Source organism: Providencia sp. JUb39, from assembly GCF_012272845.1.
In the GTDB taxonomy this organism is placed as follows: Bacteria; Pseudomonadota; Gammaproteobacteria; order Enterobacterales; family Enterobacteriaceae; genus Providencia; species Providencia lanzhouensis.
On sequence record NZ_JAAWXD020000001.1, the window covers coordinates 3,594,703 to 3,614,230 of the forward strand.

General features: G+C 45.3%; 17 protein-coding genes. 10 read left to right on the forward strand and 7 right to left on the reverse strand.

The annotated features are described in order from the left end of the window. From HFU86_RS16715 to epmA, 3 genes are all read right to left on the reverse strand, one after another. Positions 1-1,950 carry a phospholipase D-like domain-containing protein gene (locus HFU86_RS16715; RefSeq protein WP_187129687.1) on the reverse strand — a complete coding sequence of 650 codons (1,950 nt, stop codon included), beginning with the start codon at positions 1,948-1,950 and terminating at the stop codon, positions 1-3. A gap of 1 nt (position 1,951) precedes the next feature. Continuing rightward, on the reverse strand, positions 1,952-4,660 hold the full coding sequence (locus HFU86_RS16720) for a DUF2345 domain-containing protein (RefSeq protein ID WP_132496642.1): 2,709 nt from the start codon (positions 4,658-4,660) through the stop codon (positions 1,952-1,954). A 280-nt stretch (positions 4,661-4,940) separates the two neighbouring features. Next, on the reverse strand, positions 4,941-5,918 hold the full coding sequence (gene epmA / locus HFU86_RS16725) for an elongation factor P--(R)-beta-lysine ligase (protein ID WP_036955971.1): 978 nt from the start codon (positions 5,916-5,918) through the stop codon (positions 4,941-4,943). Positions 5,919-6,703: 785 nt separating this feature from the next. Here epmA and frdA point away from each other — a divergent pair. The 4 genes from frdA to frdD are packed head-to-tail and all read left to right on the forward strand — an operon-like array spanning position 6,704 to position 10,006. Further along, positions 6,704-8,500: a fumarate reductase (quinol) flavoprotein subunit gene (frdA, locus tag HFU86_RS16730; protein ID WP_132496643.1), complete on the forward strand. Its 1,797-nt coding sequence runs from the start codon at positions 6,704-6,706 to the stop codon at positions 8,498-8,500. Continuing rightward, positions 8,493-9,227 (forward strand): succinate dehydrogenase/fumarate reductase iron-sulfur subunit, encoded by a 735-nt coding sequence (locus HFU86_RS16735; RefSeq protein WP_006659011.1) that lies wholly within the window; start codon positions 8,493-8,495, stop codon positions 9,225-9,227. Before frdA ends, HFU86_RS16735 begins: the two co-directional genes overlap by 8 nt. Positions 9,228-9,241: 14 nt before the next feature. Continuing rightward, positions 9,242-9,637, forward strand: coding sequence for a fumarate reductase subunit FrdC (gene frdC, locus HFU86_RS16740; protein ID WP_006659010.1), 396 nt, complete (start codon positions 9,242-9,244; stop codon positions 9,635-9,637). A 15-nt stretch (positions 9,638-9,652) separates the two neighbouring features. Beyond that, positions 9,653-10,006, forward strand: a complete 354-nt coding sequence (frdD, locus tag HFU86_RS16745; protein ID WP_006659009.1) for a fumarate reductase subunit FrdD — start codon at positions 9,653-9,655, stop codon at positions 10,004-10,006. Between the two features lie 71 nt (positions 10,007-10,077). On the opposite strand, the gene tetR is transcribed toward frdD, so the two are convergent. After that, entirely contained in the window at positions 10,078-10,683 is a 606-nt protein-coding gene (gene tetR / locus HFU86_RS16750; protein WP_132496644.1) for a tetracycline resistance transcriptional repressor TetR, read from the reverse strand. 83 nt (positions 10,684-10,766) lie between these two features. Between tetR and tet the strand changes: the two genes are divergently transcribed. Then, positions 10,767-11,978, forward strand: a complete 1,212-nt coding sequence (gene tet / locus HFU86_RS16755) for a Tet(A)/Tet(B)/Tet(C) family tetracycline efflux MFS transporter (protein WP_132496645.1) — start codon at positions 10,767-10,769, stop codon at positions 11,976-11,978. A 36-nt stretch (positions 11,979-12,014) separates the two neighbouring features. After that, positions 12,015-12,599 carry a TetR/AcrR family transcriptional regulator gene (locus HFU86_RS16760; RefSeq protein ID WP_132496646.1) on the forward strand — a complete coding sequence of 195 codons (585 nt, stop codon included), beginning with the start codon at positions 12,015-12,017 and terminating at the stop codon, positions 12,597-12,599. Positions 12,600-12,633: 34 nt separating this feature from the next. On the opposite strand, the gene HFU86_RS16765 is transcribed toward HFU86_RS16760, so the two are convergent. Next, entirely contained in the window at positions 12,634-13,083 is a 450-nt protein-coding gene (locus HFU86_RS16765; protein ID WP_187129688.1) for a winged helix-turn-helix transcriptional regulator, read from the reverse strand. Positions 13,084-13,215: 132 nt separating this feature from the next. Here HFU86_RS16765 and HFU86_RS16770 point away from each other — a divergent pair, with 132 nt between their 5' ends. Further along, positions 13,216-14,433, forward strand: coding sequence for an MFS transporter (locus HFU86_RS16770; protein ID WP_187129689.1), 1,218 nt, complete (start codon positions 13,216-13,218; stop codon positions 14,431-14,433). A 56-nt stretch (positions 14,434-14,489) separates the two neighbouring features. Here the strand turns inward: HFU86_RS16770 and sugE are convergent, their stop codons facing one another. Next, a complete protein-coding gene (sugE, locus tag HFU86_RS16775; protein WP_006659000.1) occupies positions 14,490-14,804 on the reverse strand; it encodes a quaternary ammonium compound efflux SMR transporter SugE in 315 nt (104 codons plus the stop codon). Between the two features lie 268 nt (positions 14,805-15,072). Here sugE and HFU86_RS16780 point away from each other — a divergent pair, with 268 nt between their 5' ends. From HFU86_RS16780 to HFU86_RS16790, 3 genes are all read left to right on the forward strand, one after another. Then, positions 15,073-15,978, forward strand: a complete 906-nt coding sequence (locus tag HFU86_RS16780; RefSeq protein ID WP_187129690.1) for an EamA family transporter — start codon at positions 15,073-15,075, stop codon at positions 15,976-15,978. Positions 15,979-16,326: 348 nt separating this feature from the next. Continuing rightward, entirely contained in the window at positions 16,327-18,420 is a 2,094-nt protein-coding gene (gene cstA, locus HFU86_RS16785) for a pyruvate/proton symporter CstA (RefSeq protein WP_036955955.1), read from the forward strand. Positions 18,421-18,638: 218 nt separating this feature from the next. Then, on the forward strand, positions 18,639-18,842 hold the full coding sequence (locus tag HFU86_RS16790; RefSeq protein WP_006658997.1) for a YbdD/YjiX family protein: 204 nt from the start codon (positions 18,639-18,641) through the stop codon (positions 18,840-18,842). 117 nt (positions 18,843-18,959) lie between these two features. Here the strand turns inward: HFU86_RS16790 and efp are convergent, their stop codons facing one another. Next, positions 18,960-19,526 carry an elongation factor P gene (efp, locus tag HFU86_RS16795; protein WP_006658996.1) on the reverse strand — a complete coding sequence of 189 codons (567 nt, stop codon included), beginning with the start codon at positions 19,524-19,526 and terminating at the stop codon, positions 18,960-18,962. Positions 19,527-19,528 lie beyond the last annotated feature (2 nt).

Consider the following 19,528-nt stretch of genomic DNA (forward strand, 5'->3'; position numbering starts at 1 on the left):
TTAATCCGAATTTTCTAACCCAATTGTTTTATCCTCAAAGGGAATTAAAGCACCTTGGGGCATTTTTTTATCTTCTTTATAACCAGAATTATCAGTTATAATTTTTTTCCAACTTTTAAATTCTTCTGCCAAATCATCAGAAACACTCCCCGTTCCTTTATGCATTCCCCACAATTTTTCGCGCAGTGGCTTCACGATAGGAAATATATCCGTATCTTGCAGTATCACCGCAATTTCAGTGTCAAATGCCATACTGCGTAAATTGATATTGGCAGAGCCTTGAATTAAAAAGGTGTCATCCACTAAGGTTAGCTTGCTGTGGACATACACCGACTGCCAGAGATCAGAATCAGGCGAAACCAAGGTACAAATCACGCTCTTAAACCCCTCAATGGTTTCTTCCTGAATATCATCAGGGTTAACGACATCAATGGGGGCTGACACCTGACCGTTTCGGGTCGATGCCATGACATTATTTACCGTATCTCGATACGCAGCATGCTCCCGCATCAAATCACGGCGCCCTAAGGTTTCCAGCATCTTGTAGGTTTGATATCCACCGACTTCATTCGAGTCACCCACCTCTGCTTTTGTGGTTGAATTTGTTAGCACAAATAAATAGAACGGTGGAATTTTTTGCCCTTGCAGTTTAGGGTCAGTGGCTGCCGCTTCTGCAAAACATTGATTGCGCACTTCCACCATATTGCGCACATCCTTAGCAATGGACGATAAACGAAAATATTGATTTTCAAAGTAGAGATAATTACGGGCATGTTTAACACCGTGGTCATAGGACTTTAAAATATCGTATTCATCATGCTCAGGATGGGTGCGACAAATTTTTCCCGCCGTCGGTGTTAATGGGTGTCGAGCTAAAAATGTATAGCGCTCATTTAAGGCTTCAACATGCTCTAAAGTGGGCGTGTATTGGCTGCGTGAAATTGCTTTACGTCTTTCTGTCAGCTGGACACCTTCACTACCGTGTGTAAACAAGCCTTCAGTTTCCTTCCAGGCCGTGACAAAATTATCGCTTAAATCACACAACACTTCGCCATACACACAGTTAGAGGTATCTTGCCATGCGGTGGGTCCATCACGTCCTAGCCATGACATCTCTTTATGTTGAATAATTGAGTGTTTATCATCATCCCAATACTGCGAATGCATGTTATGCCCCATCACAAAGCCAACCGCGAGAGTGGGTTCTTCATAATCAATCAACACCGCTTTTTGGTGATGGGTGGGAACCATCGCCAGAGCCGCCAAACGTAAACTGAGTTCGACATCATCACTGCCAAACTGGTGTTTGGTTAACTTCGCCACCTGACTCAAACGAGATGAGGGGCTATTTATTGCCATTGAGCGGGTACGCACCGACAAGTTTTTAATTTGATTGGTTTTTGCGCGATGTAACCACTCTTTATCAAATTGGTATTGTTTATCGGATTCATACTCTAATTTAGCCCCTGCCGCGAGAGCCTTCTCCATCGGCAGTTCAATTTTTTGCCTCGGCGTGTAATGGGTTGATAATCGCCAACCTGGCAAACTGGTTTCACCGAGTTTAGCTAGTTCATCAAACCATACTAGAATACGGACTTTCACCCCTTCTTTCGCTTTCTGTTCAAGAAGCTCTGCAATCGTCGGAAATGTTCCTTCATTAATCCCCCTTGAACGTTCAAAATACATGGAAGGCTGGAAACCCCATGTAATAATTTCAACGCTGTGCTTGGCATGCCGAATTGCCTCCGCAACTGCGGCAAAGGTTTGTTTCCCATTCACCAGTGGGGCATACACAAATAAGCTCATCGGGTATTTGGTACTCTCAGGGATCCAACTGGGTGTCATTTGCAGTACCATACACGTCGAGACGGGTAAACGTATTTTCTGCTCGGTTGCTGGTATGGGTAACTGCACAGAAGCGGGGAATCCCCCAGATTGATTTCCTGACATATTATTTTCTCTTATTCCATTCAGTAATAAACTGGGAAAGCCCTTCCCCCCACGCTTGGCCTATTCGCGAGCTTTCTCGCTCTTGGCTAGGCGCACTGGTTCGAAAACCAACATTAACGGGTTCGACGTTTTCTGCTTCTTGCGACTCCGCAGAAGGAACATCGATATCGTAACGATCCCCATTCAATAGACGCAGTTGGTAGCTGTCCGTCGGAATATCATGGTCAATTTGGATATTTCCTTGCGCATCACTCATGCCTTTTAGGATAAGCGCCCCATTGGCATACAATTCATACGGCTCAAACGCACGCGCCTTCATCGGGCTTTGCGGTGAGGAACTCAGTTGAAAACGCAAGGTTTGTTTTGGCATTGATTGTGGAAATTGTGGATGCGTGACATCCATAGACGCAGGGCCTTCAACCACCCAGTTGGTCGCTTTCACCATTTGGTTGCTGGGGCTGCCGTACTCAATTTGCCCGCCTTTTAAACGAATATAGGCGCCACCACAGGTCAGCAATAACTCATCTTTAGCGGCGACAACAGTTCTACCGCCTGTACTGGTGACCGTCATGTCCTTGAGTGAGGTAAGGTGCATTTCATCGCTTTGGGCTTGAATTTCTACCTTGCCTTTTGCCGCAAAGGCTTTGATACCTAAACTTTGGGCAAATAAACTAATTGCTTGGCCTGCCGCTAAGGTGATTTTTTTCCCCACTGAAATATCTGCCTGTTTATTAGCCGTCAGGGTAATGTTTTCACCGCTGTTCGCCTGTACGGTTTTGGGGGAGGTTAATGCGATACCCGCAGGGGAACTGAGTAACATTGCCGCTTGTTGCAGTTCTTGAATCGATTGGGTGAGTAAGGTTTGTTGGGCGTTTAAATCGGCCAGTTCGGCTTTCGCCACTTCGGCAGCCTCCCGTAAAGAACTCACCAAATTCAGCGCATCATCCAATTGCTGCTTGGCTTCGCGCATATCCAGTTGTTCAGAAGCGGCTTTCGTGCGCAAGTCGGTGCTGATAAACAGCCCTTTGCCTGCGCGTATTGCCCCCCAACTGTCGGTACGCAGTTCAAAACCATCACCGCGTTTTTCACGCCCTTGGTTAACCAAATGCCCTAAATTAAGTTGGGATTTACCGCCGTATTCGGTGCTGAGCTTGATGTGTTCTTCCCCGCGCTTATCTTCCATACGAAGCTTATTATTTGCCGGAGTCCGAATGACGTTGCGAGTATTATTTTTGTCAGTGATGTGGTCGGGGCGATGGGAATCATGCAAGGCATGGGCGATATACGGTCGGTCAGGATCCCCTTCATGGAAGGCAATCGCGACTTCAGCCCCTTGAATCAACGGGAAGTGTATTCCGTAGGTATCTCCTGCATAGGGTTTTGCCAGCCGCACGGGCATGCTTTCATACCCCGTCGGTTTTTCATCACGGTCTGCATCGAATTTCACCCAATAGAAACCGTGCTCATTTTGGTGGGCATAGATATCATGGGATTTAGCACTAGTGATGCGCGCCATTAATGTGCCTGCGATCACAGGGCGAGGCTTTAGAACAGGCCGCCAGCACAGTGCTTCGGTGTACGGCGCGGCATCAAACTGAATAGTTAATGCGCTACTGCGACTGCCTGAAAATCGTAATCGAGTGATTAAAATTTCGGATTGAAAATCCGTGGGTAAGGTGGACGATAATTGGTTATCGATGACTTTAAAAATCATCAACGGCGTTAAGCGCGGTGAATTGCTTTTGCCTCGCAGCAGTGTTTGACGTGCGAGAAAGCGTTCATGGTCTAGCCGTGACCAAAAATGGGCGGTTTCCGTTTCAGGTTGGTATTTCTCACCGCGCTCAAGATGGCGGGCTTTGTAGTGGTAAACGTCGCCATAGTTTATATCGTCCCCATCTCCGCGAGTCATGTCCGTTTCAATGGATAGCAACGTTTGCATCGCTTGCCGGTGATTATAATCTTTAGTCACGACGCTGCGTTCCACCACTTGGTGACGTAGCGATAGCCCCCACACGCTTTCAACGCCATTGTCATTCATGCCAGAAGGGCTATTGAGTGGCAGTTGTAAATCATACACATAGGCGCGCTGGCTATCCCCAAAGTGAATAATTTCCGTCTTCGTGTCGGTCTGGAGACTAAAGGAATAGAAAATGCCCACTTCACTGAGCAAACGCTCAATAAATTGCCAGTCACTCTCATTGATTTGGTTTATTTGCTCCCGCTTGGGATATTGTCGTTGCAGGTGAAACTCAAACTCCCAGCCCTGAATTTTGTGTTCACGCAAGATAAACTCAATCACTTCCGGTACAGATTTATTGAGGAAAAAGCGATGGGAACGCATCTGATGACGCAGCAACGAGACAAACGGCTCAATCACAATTTGGTACTGGGCTTCATCTGCTGAACCAGATAACCGCTTAAAATGTGTGACGACCCCATGAATTCGCTTTTGCGGTTCACTCAGTGAATCTAATGCCGCCAGCGGAATAGTGGGAGATGAAAAGGTAAAATGGGCGGTACGACGAAGAAACTGTTGGGCTAGTAGGTTTTGGGCTGAGGAGGTGAATGTTATCTGATAGCGATAGGTTTCACTAATGGCTTCTCGCCCAATGAAAGATTCAACATCCAATGGAACACTACAACCTTGAACGCCTAATTGATAGCGATTATGGAGTGGAGCGATTTTTAAAGCGAGATCCTGTAAGCCCATTCTATTCATGCTCCTTTTCTGCTTATTCCATAGCAACCTGTCATAGAAGCAAAGGCAGAAAGGTCACCAATCCAAATTCATTTTATTTAGCTTAAGTCAAACAGAAGACCAGCAAATGAACTTGAAATCAACCATAATTTTCAGGAATGGGACTTATAGAAGAATTATCCGAAAGCATTTAATCCGTTTTTGGTAGAACGGGCAGGAAAGAAAAAGCACCTTCGTCAATCAATGATCAACGTTCAAGGTGCTTTTTAATGTCATAGATAGAAACTGAGTTTTAAGCAATCGTCACAGGGAATGCAATCACATCACTGATTCGTTCGGCATTCAGTGCCAGCATGATTAAGCGATCAACACCAACAGCCACACCGGAACATGCCGGTAAACCGTGCTCAAGCGCTGCAAGCAAGTTTTCATCAATCGGCTGAACGGGTAAACCCATTGCAGCACGCTTGCGGTTATCTTGCTCAAAACGTTGGCGCTGTTCGCCCACATCAGTCAGTTCATGGAAGCCATTCGCCAGCTCCATGCCCTTAAAATAGACTTCAAAACGCTCTGCCACACGGTGATCTTCTGTGCTAATCACCGCTAATGACGCTTGCGTTGCAGGGAAGTGGTAAACCACCGCAGGCTTCTCTTTACCAATATGTGGCTCCACGCCCATGGTAAACAGTAGTTGTAACAAGGTGTCGCGGTCTTCTTCATTGTCCGCCACATTGCTTAAATCTAAGCGGGCAGCCACTTCGCGTAGCTCGCTTTTTTCCGCAGAAAGCGGGTCAATATCTAAGTGGCGTAAAAATGCTTGCTGATAAGAGAGTAGCTCAGCACTTTCGCATTCCAGCACTTGCTGTAGAAGGTCATCCACTTCATTGATTAAGCGATACATATCAAAGTGTGGGCGGTACCATTCCAGCATCGTAAATTCAGGGTTATGGTGTCTTCCCGCTTCTTCATTACGGAAACTGCGGCACATTTGATAGATAGGCCCACTTCCCGCTGCCAGTAAGCGCTTCATATGGTATTCAGGGCTAGTCATCAAATATAAATTGATGCCCTGAGCCGCGCCAGGTCCCACAAAGCGAGTTTCAAATGGAACAAGATGAATGTCAGTCACCGTGGCCTGACTCATTGCGGGTGTATCTACCTCAAGTACACAGCGATCAGCGAAAAAACGTCTGATTTCCGCAACAATTTTTGCGCGCTGTAACAGGTTAGCGATGGGGGCTGTAGGCAGCCAATTCGCTACTTCACTCATTAAAATAACTCCAAAATAAACTTAGTCGTGCAGTGTACTCACCTCCCCCTTAACACACAATGGAATATTGTGGATATTATGCGCTATCTGAGTATCGATAGGGGATATGATTCAAGGCGAGAAAAGATGATGTGATTATCTCCTGCTTTATACGATTAGGCAAAAAAGCTTTATTATTAACTTTTAACATTTGGTTAAAAAAAAACAAAAACATGATTTTTTCTTATCGCTTGTGATGCAAATGTTAAAACCAAACTTCACTACTCACCTTATTGATACAATTTAAATCTGTTTTTTAGCATTAAAAATTAAGCGACTTTCTAAACAGTGAACTCTTTCGCAATTTTATCTTCGATATGATTCTAGAATTTCCTCGAGGAACACCAGATTATCCACTGTTAGAAAGAAAAACCTGACGATTTTAGTTGGTTTTAAATGCTAGGAATTCCGTTAAATTTAATGATAATTATTTGAAATTCCTTTTTATTATTTTCGGTTTCTCTGCAATTTCTTGACACCCAAAAACAATTTACAAAAAGAAGACGCAGATCACACTTTAGGGGTAATATCACCCAAAACACCTTTCTATATCAAATTTATCCCCGCCACTATTCGTTATAATTCCCAACATAATAAGTCGTTATTAGCTATTATATATTTACGATTAAAAAAGATTCTTTGCAGATTTGCCTAAAGGCAAACCGAAACTGAAATAGCTAAGCACTAAAAGTATTTAAAAGAATTTATTAATTTAACACTTTACACTTGAACAATGGAGAAGCGCAGTGCAAACCTTCAATGCCGATTTAGCGATTATCGGGGCCGGGGGCGCAGGCTTACGTGCAGCAATTGCTGCTGCTGAAGCAAATCCCAATATCAAGATTGCTCTGGTCTCAAAAGTTTACCCAATGCGTAGTCACACCGTGGCCGCAGAGGGGGGATCAGCAGCAGTTACTCAAGCCCATGATTCCTATGACTATCATTTTAATGATACCGTTTCTGGTGGTGACTGGCTGTGTGAGCAAGATGTCGTCGATTATTTCGTCGAACACTGCCCAACAGAAATGACCCAACTGGAACAATGGGGATGCCCTTGGAGCCGTAAACCAGATGGTTCAGTTAACGTTCGCCGTTTCGGTGGGATGAAAATTGAACGTACTTGGTTCGCAGCCGATAAGACTGGCTTCCACATGCTGCATACCCTGTTCCAAACTTCATTAAAATATCCTCAAATCCAACGTTTCGACGAGCACTTTGTTCTCGACATCATTGTGGACGAAGGTCAGGTGCGTGGTCTGGTTGCTCTGAACATGATGGAAGGGACGAAAGTTCAAATTCGTGCCAATGCTATCGTTATGGCCACGGGTGGTGCGGGTCGAGTTTACCGCTATAACACCAACGGCGGTATCGTAACCGGTGACGGTATGGGTATGGCGCTGCGTCATGGTGTGCCATTACGTGATATGGAATTTGTTCAGTATCACCCTACTGGTCTGCCAGGTTCCGGTATCCTGATGACTGAAGGTTGTCGTGGTGAAGGCGGTATCTTAGTCAACAAAGATGGCTATCGCTATCTGCAAGACTACGGTATGGGTCCTGAAACGCCACTGGGCAAACCAGAAAACAAATATATGGAACTGGGTCCTCGTGACAAAGTTTCACAAGCATTCTGGCACGAATGGCGTGCAGGTCGCACTATCAGCACTCACCGTGGTGATGTTGTGTATCTGGATTTACGTCACTTAGGTGCTGAAAAACTGCATGAACGTCTACCATTTATCTGTGAGCTGGCAAAAGCTTACGTGGGTGTTGACCCTGTAAACGAACCAATTCCTGTTCGTCCAACAGCTCACTACACCATGGGTGGTATTGAAACTGACCAACGCACCGAAACTCGTATTAAAGGTCTGTTCGCGGTGGGTGAATGTTCATCTGTTGGCTTACACGGCGCAAACCGTTTAGGTTCTAACTCACTGGCAGAATTAGTGGTATTTGGTCGCTTAGCAGGTGAAGAAGCGGCACGTCATGCTGCTGAAGCTACCCCTGCAAATGCAAGCGCTATCGAAGCACGTACTCGTGATATCGAAAATGACCTGCAAAAACTTCTGAACCAAAAAGGTAAAGAAAGCTGGTCGAAAATCCGTGATGAAATGGGTATTTCGATGGAAGAAGGTTGCGGTATCTACCGTACACCTGAATTAATGCAGAAAACTGTTGATAAACTGGCAGAGCTGAAAGAGCGCTTCAAGCATGTTGAAATCACTGACCATAGCAGCGTCTTCAACACTGACTTACTGTACACCATCGAATTAGGCTTTGGCTTAGACGTGGCGGAATGTATGGCTCACTCTGCGATTAACCGTAAAGAGTCTCGCGGTGCGCACCAACGTCTTGACGAAGGTTGCACTGAGCGTGATGACGTCAACTTCCTGAAACATACTCTGGCGTTCTATAACCCAGAAGGTGCACCACGCCTTGAGTACTCTGATGTGAAAATCACTAAATCACAACCAGCGAAACGTGTGTATGGTGCTGAAGGGGCAGCTCAAGATAAGGCGAATAAGGAGCAAGCTAATGGATGATATGAAACACTTAAAAATGGAGATCATGCGTTTCAACCCAGAAACGGACAATGAACCCCATTTAGTGACTTATGATGTCCCTTATGACGAGCAAACCTCTTTGTTAGATGCTTTGGGCTACATCAAAGATAACCTCGCGCCAGACCTGTCTTACCGTTGGTCTTGCCGTATGGCTATCTGCGGCTCTTGCGGCATGATGGTGGACAATGTTCCTAAACTGGCTTGTAAAACATTCCTGCGTGATTATCCGCAAGGAATTAAAATTGAGCCACTGGGTAACTTCCCTATCGAGCGTGACCTTGTTGTTGATATGACAAGCTTTATCGAGCGTTTAGAAGCTATCAAACCTTACATTATTGGTAATGATCGCAAACCTTCTGACGGTCCGAACAAGCAAACTCCAGCTCAGATGGAGAAATATCATCAGTTCTCTGGCTGTATTAACTGCGGTCTGTGCTATGCAGCGTGTCCACAGTTTGGTCTGAACCCTGAGTTCTTAGGCCCTGCGGCAATCACCTTAGCAGAGCGCTACAACCTCGATAACCGTGACCACGGCGCGAAAGAGCGTATGCCATTATTAAATGGTGACAACGGTGTATGGAGCTGTACGTTTGTAGGTTACTGCTCTGAAGTCTGTCCTAAGCATGTCGACCCGGCGGCGGCTATCCAACAAGGTAAAGTTGCGAGTGCGCAAGACTTTGTTATCGCCATGCTGAAGCCACGATAAGGAGAATTGAAGTCATGACAACTAAACGTAAACCCTATGTCAGGGAAATGAAAGGCGACTGGTGGCAAAAGCTGGGTTTCTACCGCTTTTACATCATGCGTGAAAGTACTTCCGTGCTTCAGGTTTGGTTCAGTATTTTAGTCCTGTACGGCGTATTTGCTCTGAAAAATGGACCTGAATCATGGGCGGGCTTTGTTGGGTTCTTAAGTAACCCAATCATTCTGATCATTAACATTGTGACACTGGCGGCGACGCTGCTGCATACCACAACGTGGTTCAAACTGGCGCCAAAAGCTGTCGCTATCATTGTTAAAGATAAGAAACTGCCAGATGAGCCAATTGTAAAAGGCTTCTGGGCACTCACGATAGTCGTGACAGCGGCTATTTTAGCAATCGCATTACTATTTTAATCGAAGGAGAATCTGATGAATCTAACGCCTAAACGTTCCGATGAGCCGATTTTCTGGGGATTATTTGGTGCAGGTGGTATGTGGAGCGCCGTTATTGGCCCTGCAATCATTCTTTTACTGGGTATTTTAATCCCATTAGGTGTCGCACCAGAAATGCTGAGCTATGAGCGCATCATGGCATTTAGCCAAAGCTTTATTGGACGCATTTTCTTATTACTGATGATTATTCTGCCTGTATGGTGCGGTATGCACCGTATTCACCACACCCTGCACGATTTTAAAGTGCATGTTCCAGCTACAAAATGGGTGTTCTACGGCAGCTCAGCAATCATTAGCGTTATCGCAATCATCGGTGTATTCACACTGTAATTGTTGATTAACTAAGTAAATTGATAGCAAGTACCCCGTCAATGCACTGCATGATGGGGTATTTTTTTGCATTACTTATGGCTTTCCAAGCCTGAAATCAGCGCGGTTAAACCGTATAAAAATGCCGATTCCCCTTCATCGCCATCCATAATTTCTAATGCATCTTTCAATAATGGTGGCACATTTTCATCGGTACTAGGCTCGACATCCCGCTGAGCAGCTACATGCTCTTGCTGTTCCAGCACCGCCCCTAGCGTAAAATGCCCTACTGCACTCAAAGCATACAATCCTGCTTTTAGCGAAAAACCATTGTCCAACATAAACTGTAATTGGGTTTCAATCGTGGTGTATTGGCTTTGTGTTGGGCGAGTGCCTAGATGTACTTTGGCACCATCTCGATGGCTTAATAGCGCTCGGCGAAAACTCATCGCGTTATGGCGTAGAAACTGCTGCCATGTTTCCCCTTCTCGCGGTAATCCATGGTCATGATGACGAACAAGCATTTCCACCGCCAGCGCATCCAATAACGCACGTTTATTTTTCACATGCCAGTATAACGTTGGTTGTTCAACCCCCAACTTTTGCGCGAGCTTACGCGTGGTCAGCCCTTCCATGCCCACTTCATTCAACAAATCCAGGGCGGCGCTAATAATGGTATCTCTGTCTAATCGAGCCATTAAATTCTCCTCATCATTTCTGTTGACACTCTATCACTGATAGGTATACATTCCAACTCTATCATTGATAGAGGAAATGTATTATGAACAAAACCGCTGTTATTGCTTTAGTCATCACCGCCCTCGATGCTATGGGAATTGGGCTGATCATGCCTGTCTTACCCACACTATTACGGGAATATGTCACGCTGGAGCAGCTCGCTAACCACTATGGGATCTTGCTGGCACTGTATGCCGTGATGCAGGTCTTCTTTGCGCCACTGCTAGGAAAATGGTCGGATAAATGGGGACGCAGCCCGATTTTGCTACTCTCCCTTGCCGGAGCCGCGATGGATTACACCTTACTCGCGCTTTCTAGCACACTTTGGATGCTCTATTTAGGGCGCTTAATTTCAGGGATCACCGGAGCAACGGGGGCTGTGGCTGCATCGGTTATCGCCGATTCCACAAAACCGGAAGAGCGCACCGCATGGTTTGGTCGCTTAGGCGGCGCGTTTGGTATTGGCTTGATTGCAGGCCCTGTGATTGGCGGATTTGCGGGGAATTATTCCGCACATTTGCCGTTTATTATTGCGGCGATATTGAACGCGTTCACTTTCCTCATGGTTTTCGTTCTGTTTAAAGAGCCAAAGAAAAACGTAGAATCCGAAAATCATGTAGATGCGCCACAAAACAGTCTCTCATTTATGCAGGTTGCTAAACCTATTTTGCTGCTACTTTCGGCGTTTTTTACCGCACAGTTGATTGGACAAATTCCAGCAACAACGTGGGTTCTGTTTACCGAAAGCCGCTTTCAGTGGAGTAGTATTGAGGTAGGTATGTCCCTTGCTGGGTTGGGCTTGATGCACGCCATTTTTCAGGCATTTATTGCAGGAACCATCGCCAAACGATTCAGTGAAAAAGTCACCATCATTGTGGGCTTTATTGCGGATGGCTGCGCATTTATGGTGCTAGCATTTATCACCCAAGGATGGATGATTTACCCGACATTGATTTTACTGGCCGGTGGCAGCATCGCCCTTCCAGCTTTGCAGGGGTTAATGTCTTCCCAAGTTAGCCAAGAAAATCAGGGTAAGCTGCAAGGAATGCTAGTCAGCTTAACTAATGCCACAGGGATTATTGGTCCGCTGATGTTCAGCATTATTTTCGGTCAAACACTCGGTATTTGGGATGGCTGGGTCTGGATGATTGGCACGCTACTTTATCTCGCTCTGATTAGCTGTTTTTTACTGTTTTATCGCCCTCACCACATATTGAAAGGACATTCCGGTATTTCGGACGTAAAATGTTATTAAGTCTTCAATGAAAATAACGCGATAAGAGCCCTATTTATGTTAACGCCACCGAAAAAGCCAAGAACCAAGCCAGCAGAAGAGCGTTTGAACGACCTGATGAATGCCGCTGAAAACCTCTTTCTTTCCAAAGGATTTCTCGCCACAACCGTGAGTGAAATTGTGGCCGTCGCGGATGTGGCAAAAGGGACGTTTTATCATTATTTTGAATCAAAAAACGAAATTATGGATGCCTTGCGCACCCGTTATATGGATTGGTATTTAGGGCATATTGCAGATGCGCTTTCACCGCATCAATCGGCGTCTTCACAGTTAAAATCATGGTGCGAAAACAGCGTTAAATACTATGTTGAAAAGCAGACACTGCACGACATGCTCTTTCACGACGAATACCATGGTCACACTAACAGCCATGAACAACGTGCCGTTGAACAAATTAAACAGATTTTATCCCTTGGTGAACAGCAGCAAGCTTGGCATGCCGCACCACCAGAGCTTATCGCCACGATGATCTATCATTCAATGCATGCGGCAGTAGATAACCTCGCCACAACCCATGAATACAACCAAAGCAATTTGGGTGAATTGCTGTATGGGCGTTTTGTACGTCTTTTGGCGCAATAAATTGCAGTAGAGTTCCCCACGACTCAGTGGGGATTCACGACTTAATTTTGATCACTTCAGTCTCATTTGGCGATAACGTTTTTCCATCGTGTGAAAGCGGGTACATCCCCGGAATGGGGCTTTGAGTCTGTTTATCTATCAAAATAGAGTGTGGTTCTCCCTCTCGAAATAGATTCACTTCCCCCCATTGTCTTAATGCAACCACGATAGGAAAAAGGCTTTCCCCCGCCTCGGTTAACACATATTCTTGGTAAGCAGTGCCATCTGATGCATCCTTCAGTTCGAGAATATTTGCATCGACTAATTTACGTAATCTGTCTGACAGAATATTACGCGCTACCCCTAAACTTCGTTGAAAATCACCGAAACGTCGTACGCCATCAAAAGCATCACGCACAATTAATAACGACCAGCGATCCCCAATTAAATTTACGCTTCGAGCCACAGGGCATGGGGATCCTTCCATTACTGTATTCGACGACATGACTCCCCCTCTATTTAATATCAAAGAATTAATACCCCAAAAATCTAGTTGCATTTTAAAACCAAGTGACCTAGCATTCAACTAGTTTCAAATTAAAACCAATCTCAAATTAAAACTAGATGAGTGTGCAAAATGAAAAATTCCCTTTCATTACCCCATTCGGCTATTGAGCAAAATAGCCTTCAAAATTCATTACCGAAAGGGTTAGTTTATCTCTTCGCAGTTGCCAGTGGATTAAGTGTCGCCAATGTTTACTATGCGCAACCATTACTAGATTCACTTTCTCGTGACTTTCATATTAGTGATGCCGCTATTGGTGGCGTTATCACCGCCACTCAAGTTGGCAGTATTCTCGCTCTGTTATTGTTAGTTCCTCTGGGCGATAAAATGAAACGTCGCCACTTGATGGGATGGCAGCTCAGCGCACTTGTTCTGTCTTTACTCATTGTTGCGATAGCAGAAACACCCGCCATGCTACTTATAGGAATGCTCGCGGTTGGCATGCTCGGAACCGCCATGACACAAGGATTGATTTCCTACGCAGCGAGTTCTGCAGGTGTTCATGAGCAAGGGCGCGTGATCGGTACTGCACAAGGTGGCGTATTTATTGGGCTTTTACTTGCAAGAGTCTTTTCTGGTGCAATAAGTGACCTAACCAGCTGGCGTGGTGTTTATCTCTCTTCTGCACTGCTGATGCTCACTATTGCCTACCCGCTTTGGCGATATCTACCGCAGATTGATCCGCCAAAGAATGCCATGAATTACTCAACATTGTTGCGCTCAATGGCAACGTTATTTAAACGCCAAAAAGTCTTACAGGTACGAGGCTTCTTAGCATTACTGATGTTTGCCACATTTAATATTTTCTGGAGTGCCTTAGTCATTCCTTTAAGTGATGCACCCCATTATTTTTCTCACACTCAGATTGGTGCGCTTGGTCTTGTCGGTGTAGTCGGTGCGTTGATTGCTTCAAGAACTGGGCGTTTAGCGGATTATGGATACGGGCAAATAGTCAGTTTTATTGCTCTGCTATTATTAACGTTATCTTGGTTACCCATTGCGTTTATGGATAGCTCACTATGGGCGTTGATCATTGGGATTATTTTGCTCGATGTGGGCGGGCAATCGTTACATGTGACGAATCAAAGTATGATTTATTGCTCAGAGCCTGAAGCCCATAGCCGCCTAGTGGGGCTGTATATGATGTTTTATGCGGTCGGGAGTGGTTTTGGTGCGGTCAGTTCAACGTGGATTTATGCCCATGCGGGCTGGAATGGTGTTTGTCTATTAGGGGTCGGTGTGAGTGCTTTTGCGCTTATTTTCTGGTGGCTGACTCGCCACATTAGATAGGTAATTTAAAATGAAACGGGTAAGCCATCACTCACCCGTTTTTTATTCTCAGAAGCTTAACTAGAAAGTTTTAACCCAATTAACCCCATCACAATCAAGCCAAGGCTCAATAAGCGGAACATGTTGGCGGATTCACCAAGGAAAATAATCCCGAAAATTGCGGTGCCAATTGCACCAATTCCTGTCCAAATCGCGTAAGCGGTTCCGGCAGGCAAATCACGCATCGCATAAGCGAGTAAGCCCATACTGGCGATAATGGCGGTGATAGTGATAATGCTAGGGGTTAGGCGCGTAAAACCATGGGTATACTTTAAACCCACTGCCCAAACAACTTCTAATAAACCTGCGAATAATAAAATGATCCAAGCCATGGTGGATGTACTCCGTCAACTTCTCGGGGTCGTCCCCATTACTTAAACGTGATGATTTCAGGTCGTCCTGAACACGCGAAATGAAACCGTATTATAAACGTTCAATTTCAGAGACTCAAGTCACTTAAAATAATAATTAACACTAAATTAACACCCATATTTATCCTATTCATGCTGAATTTGAGTCCTGACATGCAATATCGTCGCACAAATCCCAAAGCACAGGTAAAGTAGAGATCCTCCGCCAATTCTGTACCGAGAAAACACCATGCGTATCAAAGATATATTACTTGCCCTGTGTGTCGTGATTATTTGGGGTGTCAACTTTGTGATCATCAAACTTGGCGTAACCGCCTTACCGCCACTACTCCTCGGTGCCTTACGTTTTGTGTTTGTGGCCTTCCCTGCCATTTTCCTATTCAAGCGTCCCAAAATTCCGCTGAAGCTCTTACTGATTTACGGGCTAACCATTAGCTTTGGACAGTTTGCGTTTCTATTTTGTGCCTTGCGTGTGGGCATGCCAGCAGGCATTGCCTCGGTGATTTTACAGTCGCAAGCTTTCTTCACTATCTTGCTCGGTGCCGTGATCCTTAAAGAATCCCTACAGCCAACCCACTTTATCGGTATGTTTATCGCCATCGCGGGTCTCGGGATTTTAGCTAATGGTGCAACCTCTGGCGGAATCGATGATATCCCTCTGTTGGGCTTGATCTTTATTTTGGTCGCGGGGCTATCTTGGGCGTTCGGTAATATCACCAACCGTATCATTATGCAGCATCAAGGCGAAGAAAAATGCAGTGCCCTTTCCTTGGTCAGTTGGAGCGCCCTAATCCCAATTATTCCTTTCTTATTAAGCTCTTGGATTTTCGAAGGCGAAGATGCCATTGTACAAGGCTTAGCAGGGTTTGATTGGTCTGTACTCGGTGTGATTTTGTATCTTGCCTACCTTTCCACTTTTGTAGGTTATGGATTGTGGGGTGTGCTGCTTGGACGCTATGAGGCATGGCGCGTCGCACCATTCTCTTTATTGGTGCCCGTTTTTGGGTTAAGTAGCAGCGCTTTATTCCTTGGCGAGCACATTAACGGCATACAAATTGCTGGATTAATTATGATTATGTTAGGGCTAATCACGACATTGTTTGGTAAAAAAATTATTCAGGTGATTCGAAAGTAACCGCCAACGCATTCAAATACCGGAAATTTTCTTCCGGTATTTTTTTGTCTGTTTTATTATTTTCAGTAAAAACCCCACACACCCACGCGGATTTATAATCTAAAATTAAAATATTAATTAGGATATAAAACCAATCAATGAATTAACGCTAGACCAAAACAAGATAAAATCCAATATTAACTTCAATTTTAGTGATGCGAATTCCAATATTGGAATTTATCTACAATTTCAATTAAGTGTCTCGATTTAGCTACTTTTTCTTTCCCCCAACTCTCGCTATATCTGTTTGAGTTTTTACTTACATAAATAACTAATAAAGCTCGTTAACGAAATGGATGGGGAAAGGCTATGGGTAAACAATTGATTTGGATTGTTCTCGCTCTGCTCGGCGCGTTTTCGCTCGGTTATATTGCATTAAATCGAGGTGAACAGATCAACGCCCTGTGGATCGTGGTCGCCGCGGTCTGTATTTATTTGATCGCATATCGTTACTATGGACTGTTTATTGCGAAAAAAGTCCTGCAAGTGGACTCCACACGTATGACGCCAGCCATTCGTCATAACGATGGTCTGGATTATGTACCAACCGACAAAAAAGTGTTATTTGGTCACCACTTCGCCGCCATTGCTGGCGCAGGTCCATTAGTCGGTCCTGTACTTGCTGCACAAATGGGCTATTTACCGGGTATGCTGTGGTTGCTCGCAGGGGTGGTATTGGCAGGGGCTGTACAAGATTTTATGGTGCTGTTCGTTTCCACTCGCCGTGATGGCCGCTCTTTGGGTGAACTCGTTAAAGAAGAAATGGGCAATACAGCGGGCGTCATTGCGTTGATTGCTTGCTTTATGATCATGGTGATCATCCTTGCTGTGCTCGCGATGATTGTCGTGAAAGCGTTAACACACAGCCCATGGGGAACTTATACCGTTGCCTTCACCATCCCACTGGCTATTTTCATGGGGATTTATACCCGTTATATTCGCCCAGGTCGTATTGGTGAAGTTTCAGTTATTGGTCTGATTTTCTTAGTTTTTGCGATTATTTCAGGCGGCTGGGTCGCAGAGAGTGAAACATGGGCACCTTACTTTGACTACACTGGCGTACAGTTAACATGGATGCTGGTTGGCTATGGTTTTGTGGCTGCGGTTCTACCAGTTTGGCTGTTATTAGCCCCTCGTGATTATCTTTCTACTTTCTTGAAAATTGGGACAATTATCGGTTTGGCGATTGGTATTTTGATTTTAAATCCCAATCTACAAATGCCGTCATTAACTAAATATATTGATGGAACTGGTCCTGTGTGGGCTGGGGATTTATTCCCATTCTTATTTATTACTATCGCTTGCGGTGCCGTTTCTGGCTTCCACGCCTTAATCTCTTCCGGTACCACGCCGAAAATGCTCGCCAATGAAAACCAAGCTTGTTTTATCGGTTATGGCGGGATGTTGATGGAGTCATTCGTGGCAATCATGGCGTTAGTCGCAGCTTGTGTGATTGACCCAGGCGTTTATTTCGCGATGAACAGCCCAATGGCGATGTTAGCACCAGCAGGAACGACGGATGTTGTGGCTTCCGCGGCGCAAGTTGTCAGCGGTTGGGGCTTCCAAATTACCCCTGAACAATTAACGCAAATTGCCAACGAAGTCGGTGAAACCAGCATTATTTCCCGTGCAGGGGGCGCTCCAACACTGGCAGTCGGTATGGCGTATATTCTTCATGGCGCACTAGGCGGGTTGATGAATGTGGCATTCTGGTACCACTTCGCTATTCTGTTTGAAGCACTGTTTATCCTGACGGCGGTGGATGCCGGAACCCGAGCGGCGCGCTTTATGCTGCAAGATTTACTGGGTGTGGTTTCACCATCATTGAAAAGAACGGATTCCCTACCCGCTAACCTGATCGCCACTGCATTGTGTGTGCTGGCTTGGGGTTATTTCTTGCATCAAGGCGTCGTTGACCCACTCGGTGGTATTAACACCTTATGGCCGCTGTTCGGTATCGCTAACCAGATGCTGGCAGGTATGGCGCTGATGTTATGTGCGGTCGTTCTGTTCAAGATGAAGCGCCAAGCCTACGCATGGGTCGCTCTATTACCAACAGCATGGTTATTGGTGTGTACGATGACCGCAGGCTGGGAAAAAACCTTCAGTGAAGATGCCCGCGTTGGTTTCTTAGCGGTCGCGAATAAGTTCCAAGCGATGTTAGATAGCGGCAACTTGCCGCCGCAATATACAGAATCTCAGTTGACTCAGTTGGTTTTCAATAACCGTTTAGATGCTGGCTTAACGATTTTCTTTATGATTGTGGTTGTCGTTCTCGCCCTATTCTCTATCCGTACCGCATTGAAAGCACTGAAATCTAAGGAACCAACCGCCAACGAAGTTCCTTACGAGCCAATGCCAGCCAACTACGAAGAGATTGTGGCAAACACCCGCCATCATTAATACACCGGAGATTGAGAGCTGAGCAGTTTTGTTTTGAATATGTGTTTGTTTTAAGTCTGTATTTAAATATTTTTCAAAACTCACTCTCTTTCTCCAAAATAGTTCGAGTTACAGCTAGGCGACAAACGAGGATATCCCTAGGAGCATAGATAACTATGTGACTAGGGTAGCCGAGAGCAGACAACAACGCTGTAGCGCGAAATATGAAGGAGAAAAAAATGTTTGGAAACTTAGGGAAAGCGGCCCGTTACTTAGGCCAAGCCGCCAAAATGATGGTCGGCGTCCCCGACTACGACAACTACGTCGCTCACATGCAGCGTACCCATCCAGACCAAACGCCGATGACTTATGAAGAGTTTTTCAAAGAACGGCAGGATGCTCGCTACGGTGGTAAGGGTAAAGGCGGGTTTAAATGTTGTTAATCATTGCTCTTATTGAGCACCGCAAATAAAAAAGCCGAATACAGTACGAAACTGCATTCGGCTCTTCTTGATCTCACTTCGCCACTCACTATAATGGCTGGCTTGATCTGTCGACGATTATTTCACGCGTGAAACGTATTCGCCTGAACGAGTGTCAACTTTGATCACTTCGCCGATCTGAACAAACAGAGGAACTTTAACCACTGCACCAGTGCTTAACGTTGCTGGCTTACCACCAGTACCTGCTGTGTCACCTTTCAGACCTGGATCTGTTTCGACAACTTCTAATTCAACGAAGTTCGGCGGAGTTACCGCGATTGGACGACCGTTCCACAGCGTTAAGATACAATCAGCTTGGTCGATCAGCCATTTTTCGTTGTCACCGATAGCTTTCGCATCTGCTGCCAGTTGTTCGAAAGTTTCGTTGTTCATGAAGTGCCAGAACTCACCGTCGTTGTACAGGTAAGTTAAGTTCATATCCATGACATCTGCGCCTTCAACAGAATCAGTAGATTTAAAAGTTTTTTCCAACAGTTTGTTAGAAATCAGTTTACGCAGACGAACGCGTGCGAACGCTTGACCTTTACCCGGTTTAACGAATTCACTTTCAAGAATTGCACACGGCTCACCATCTAACATGATTTTAAGACCTGAGCGGAATTCATTGGTACTATAAGTAGCCATGG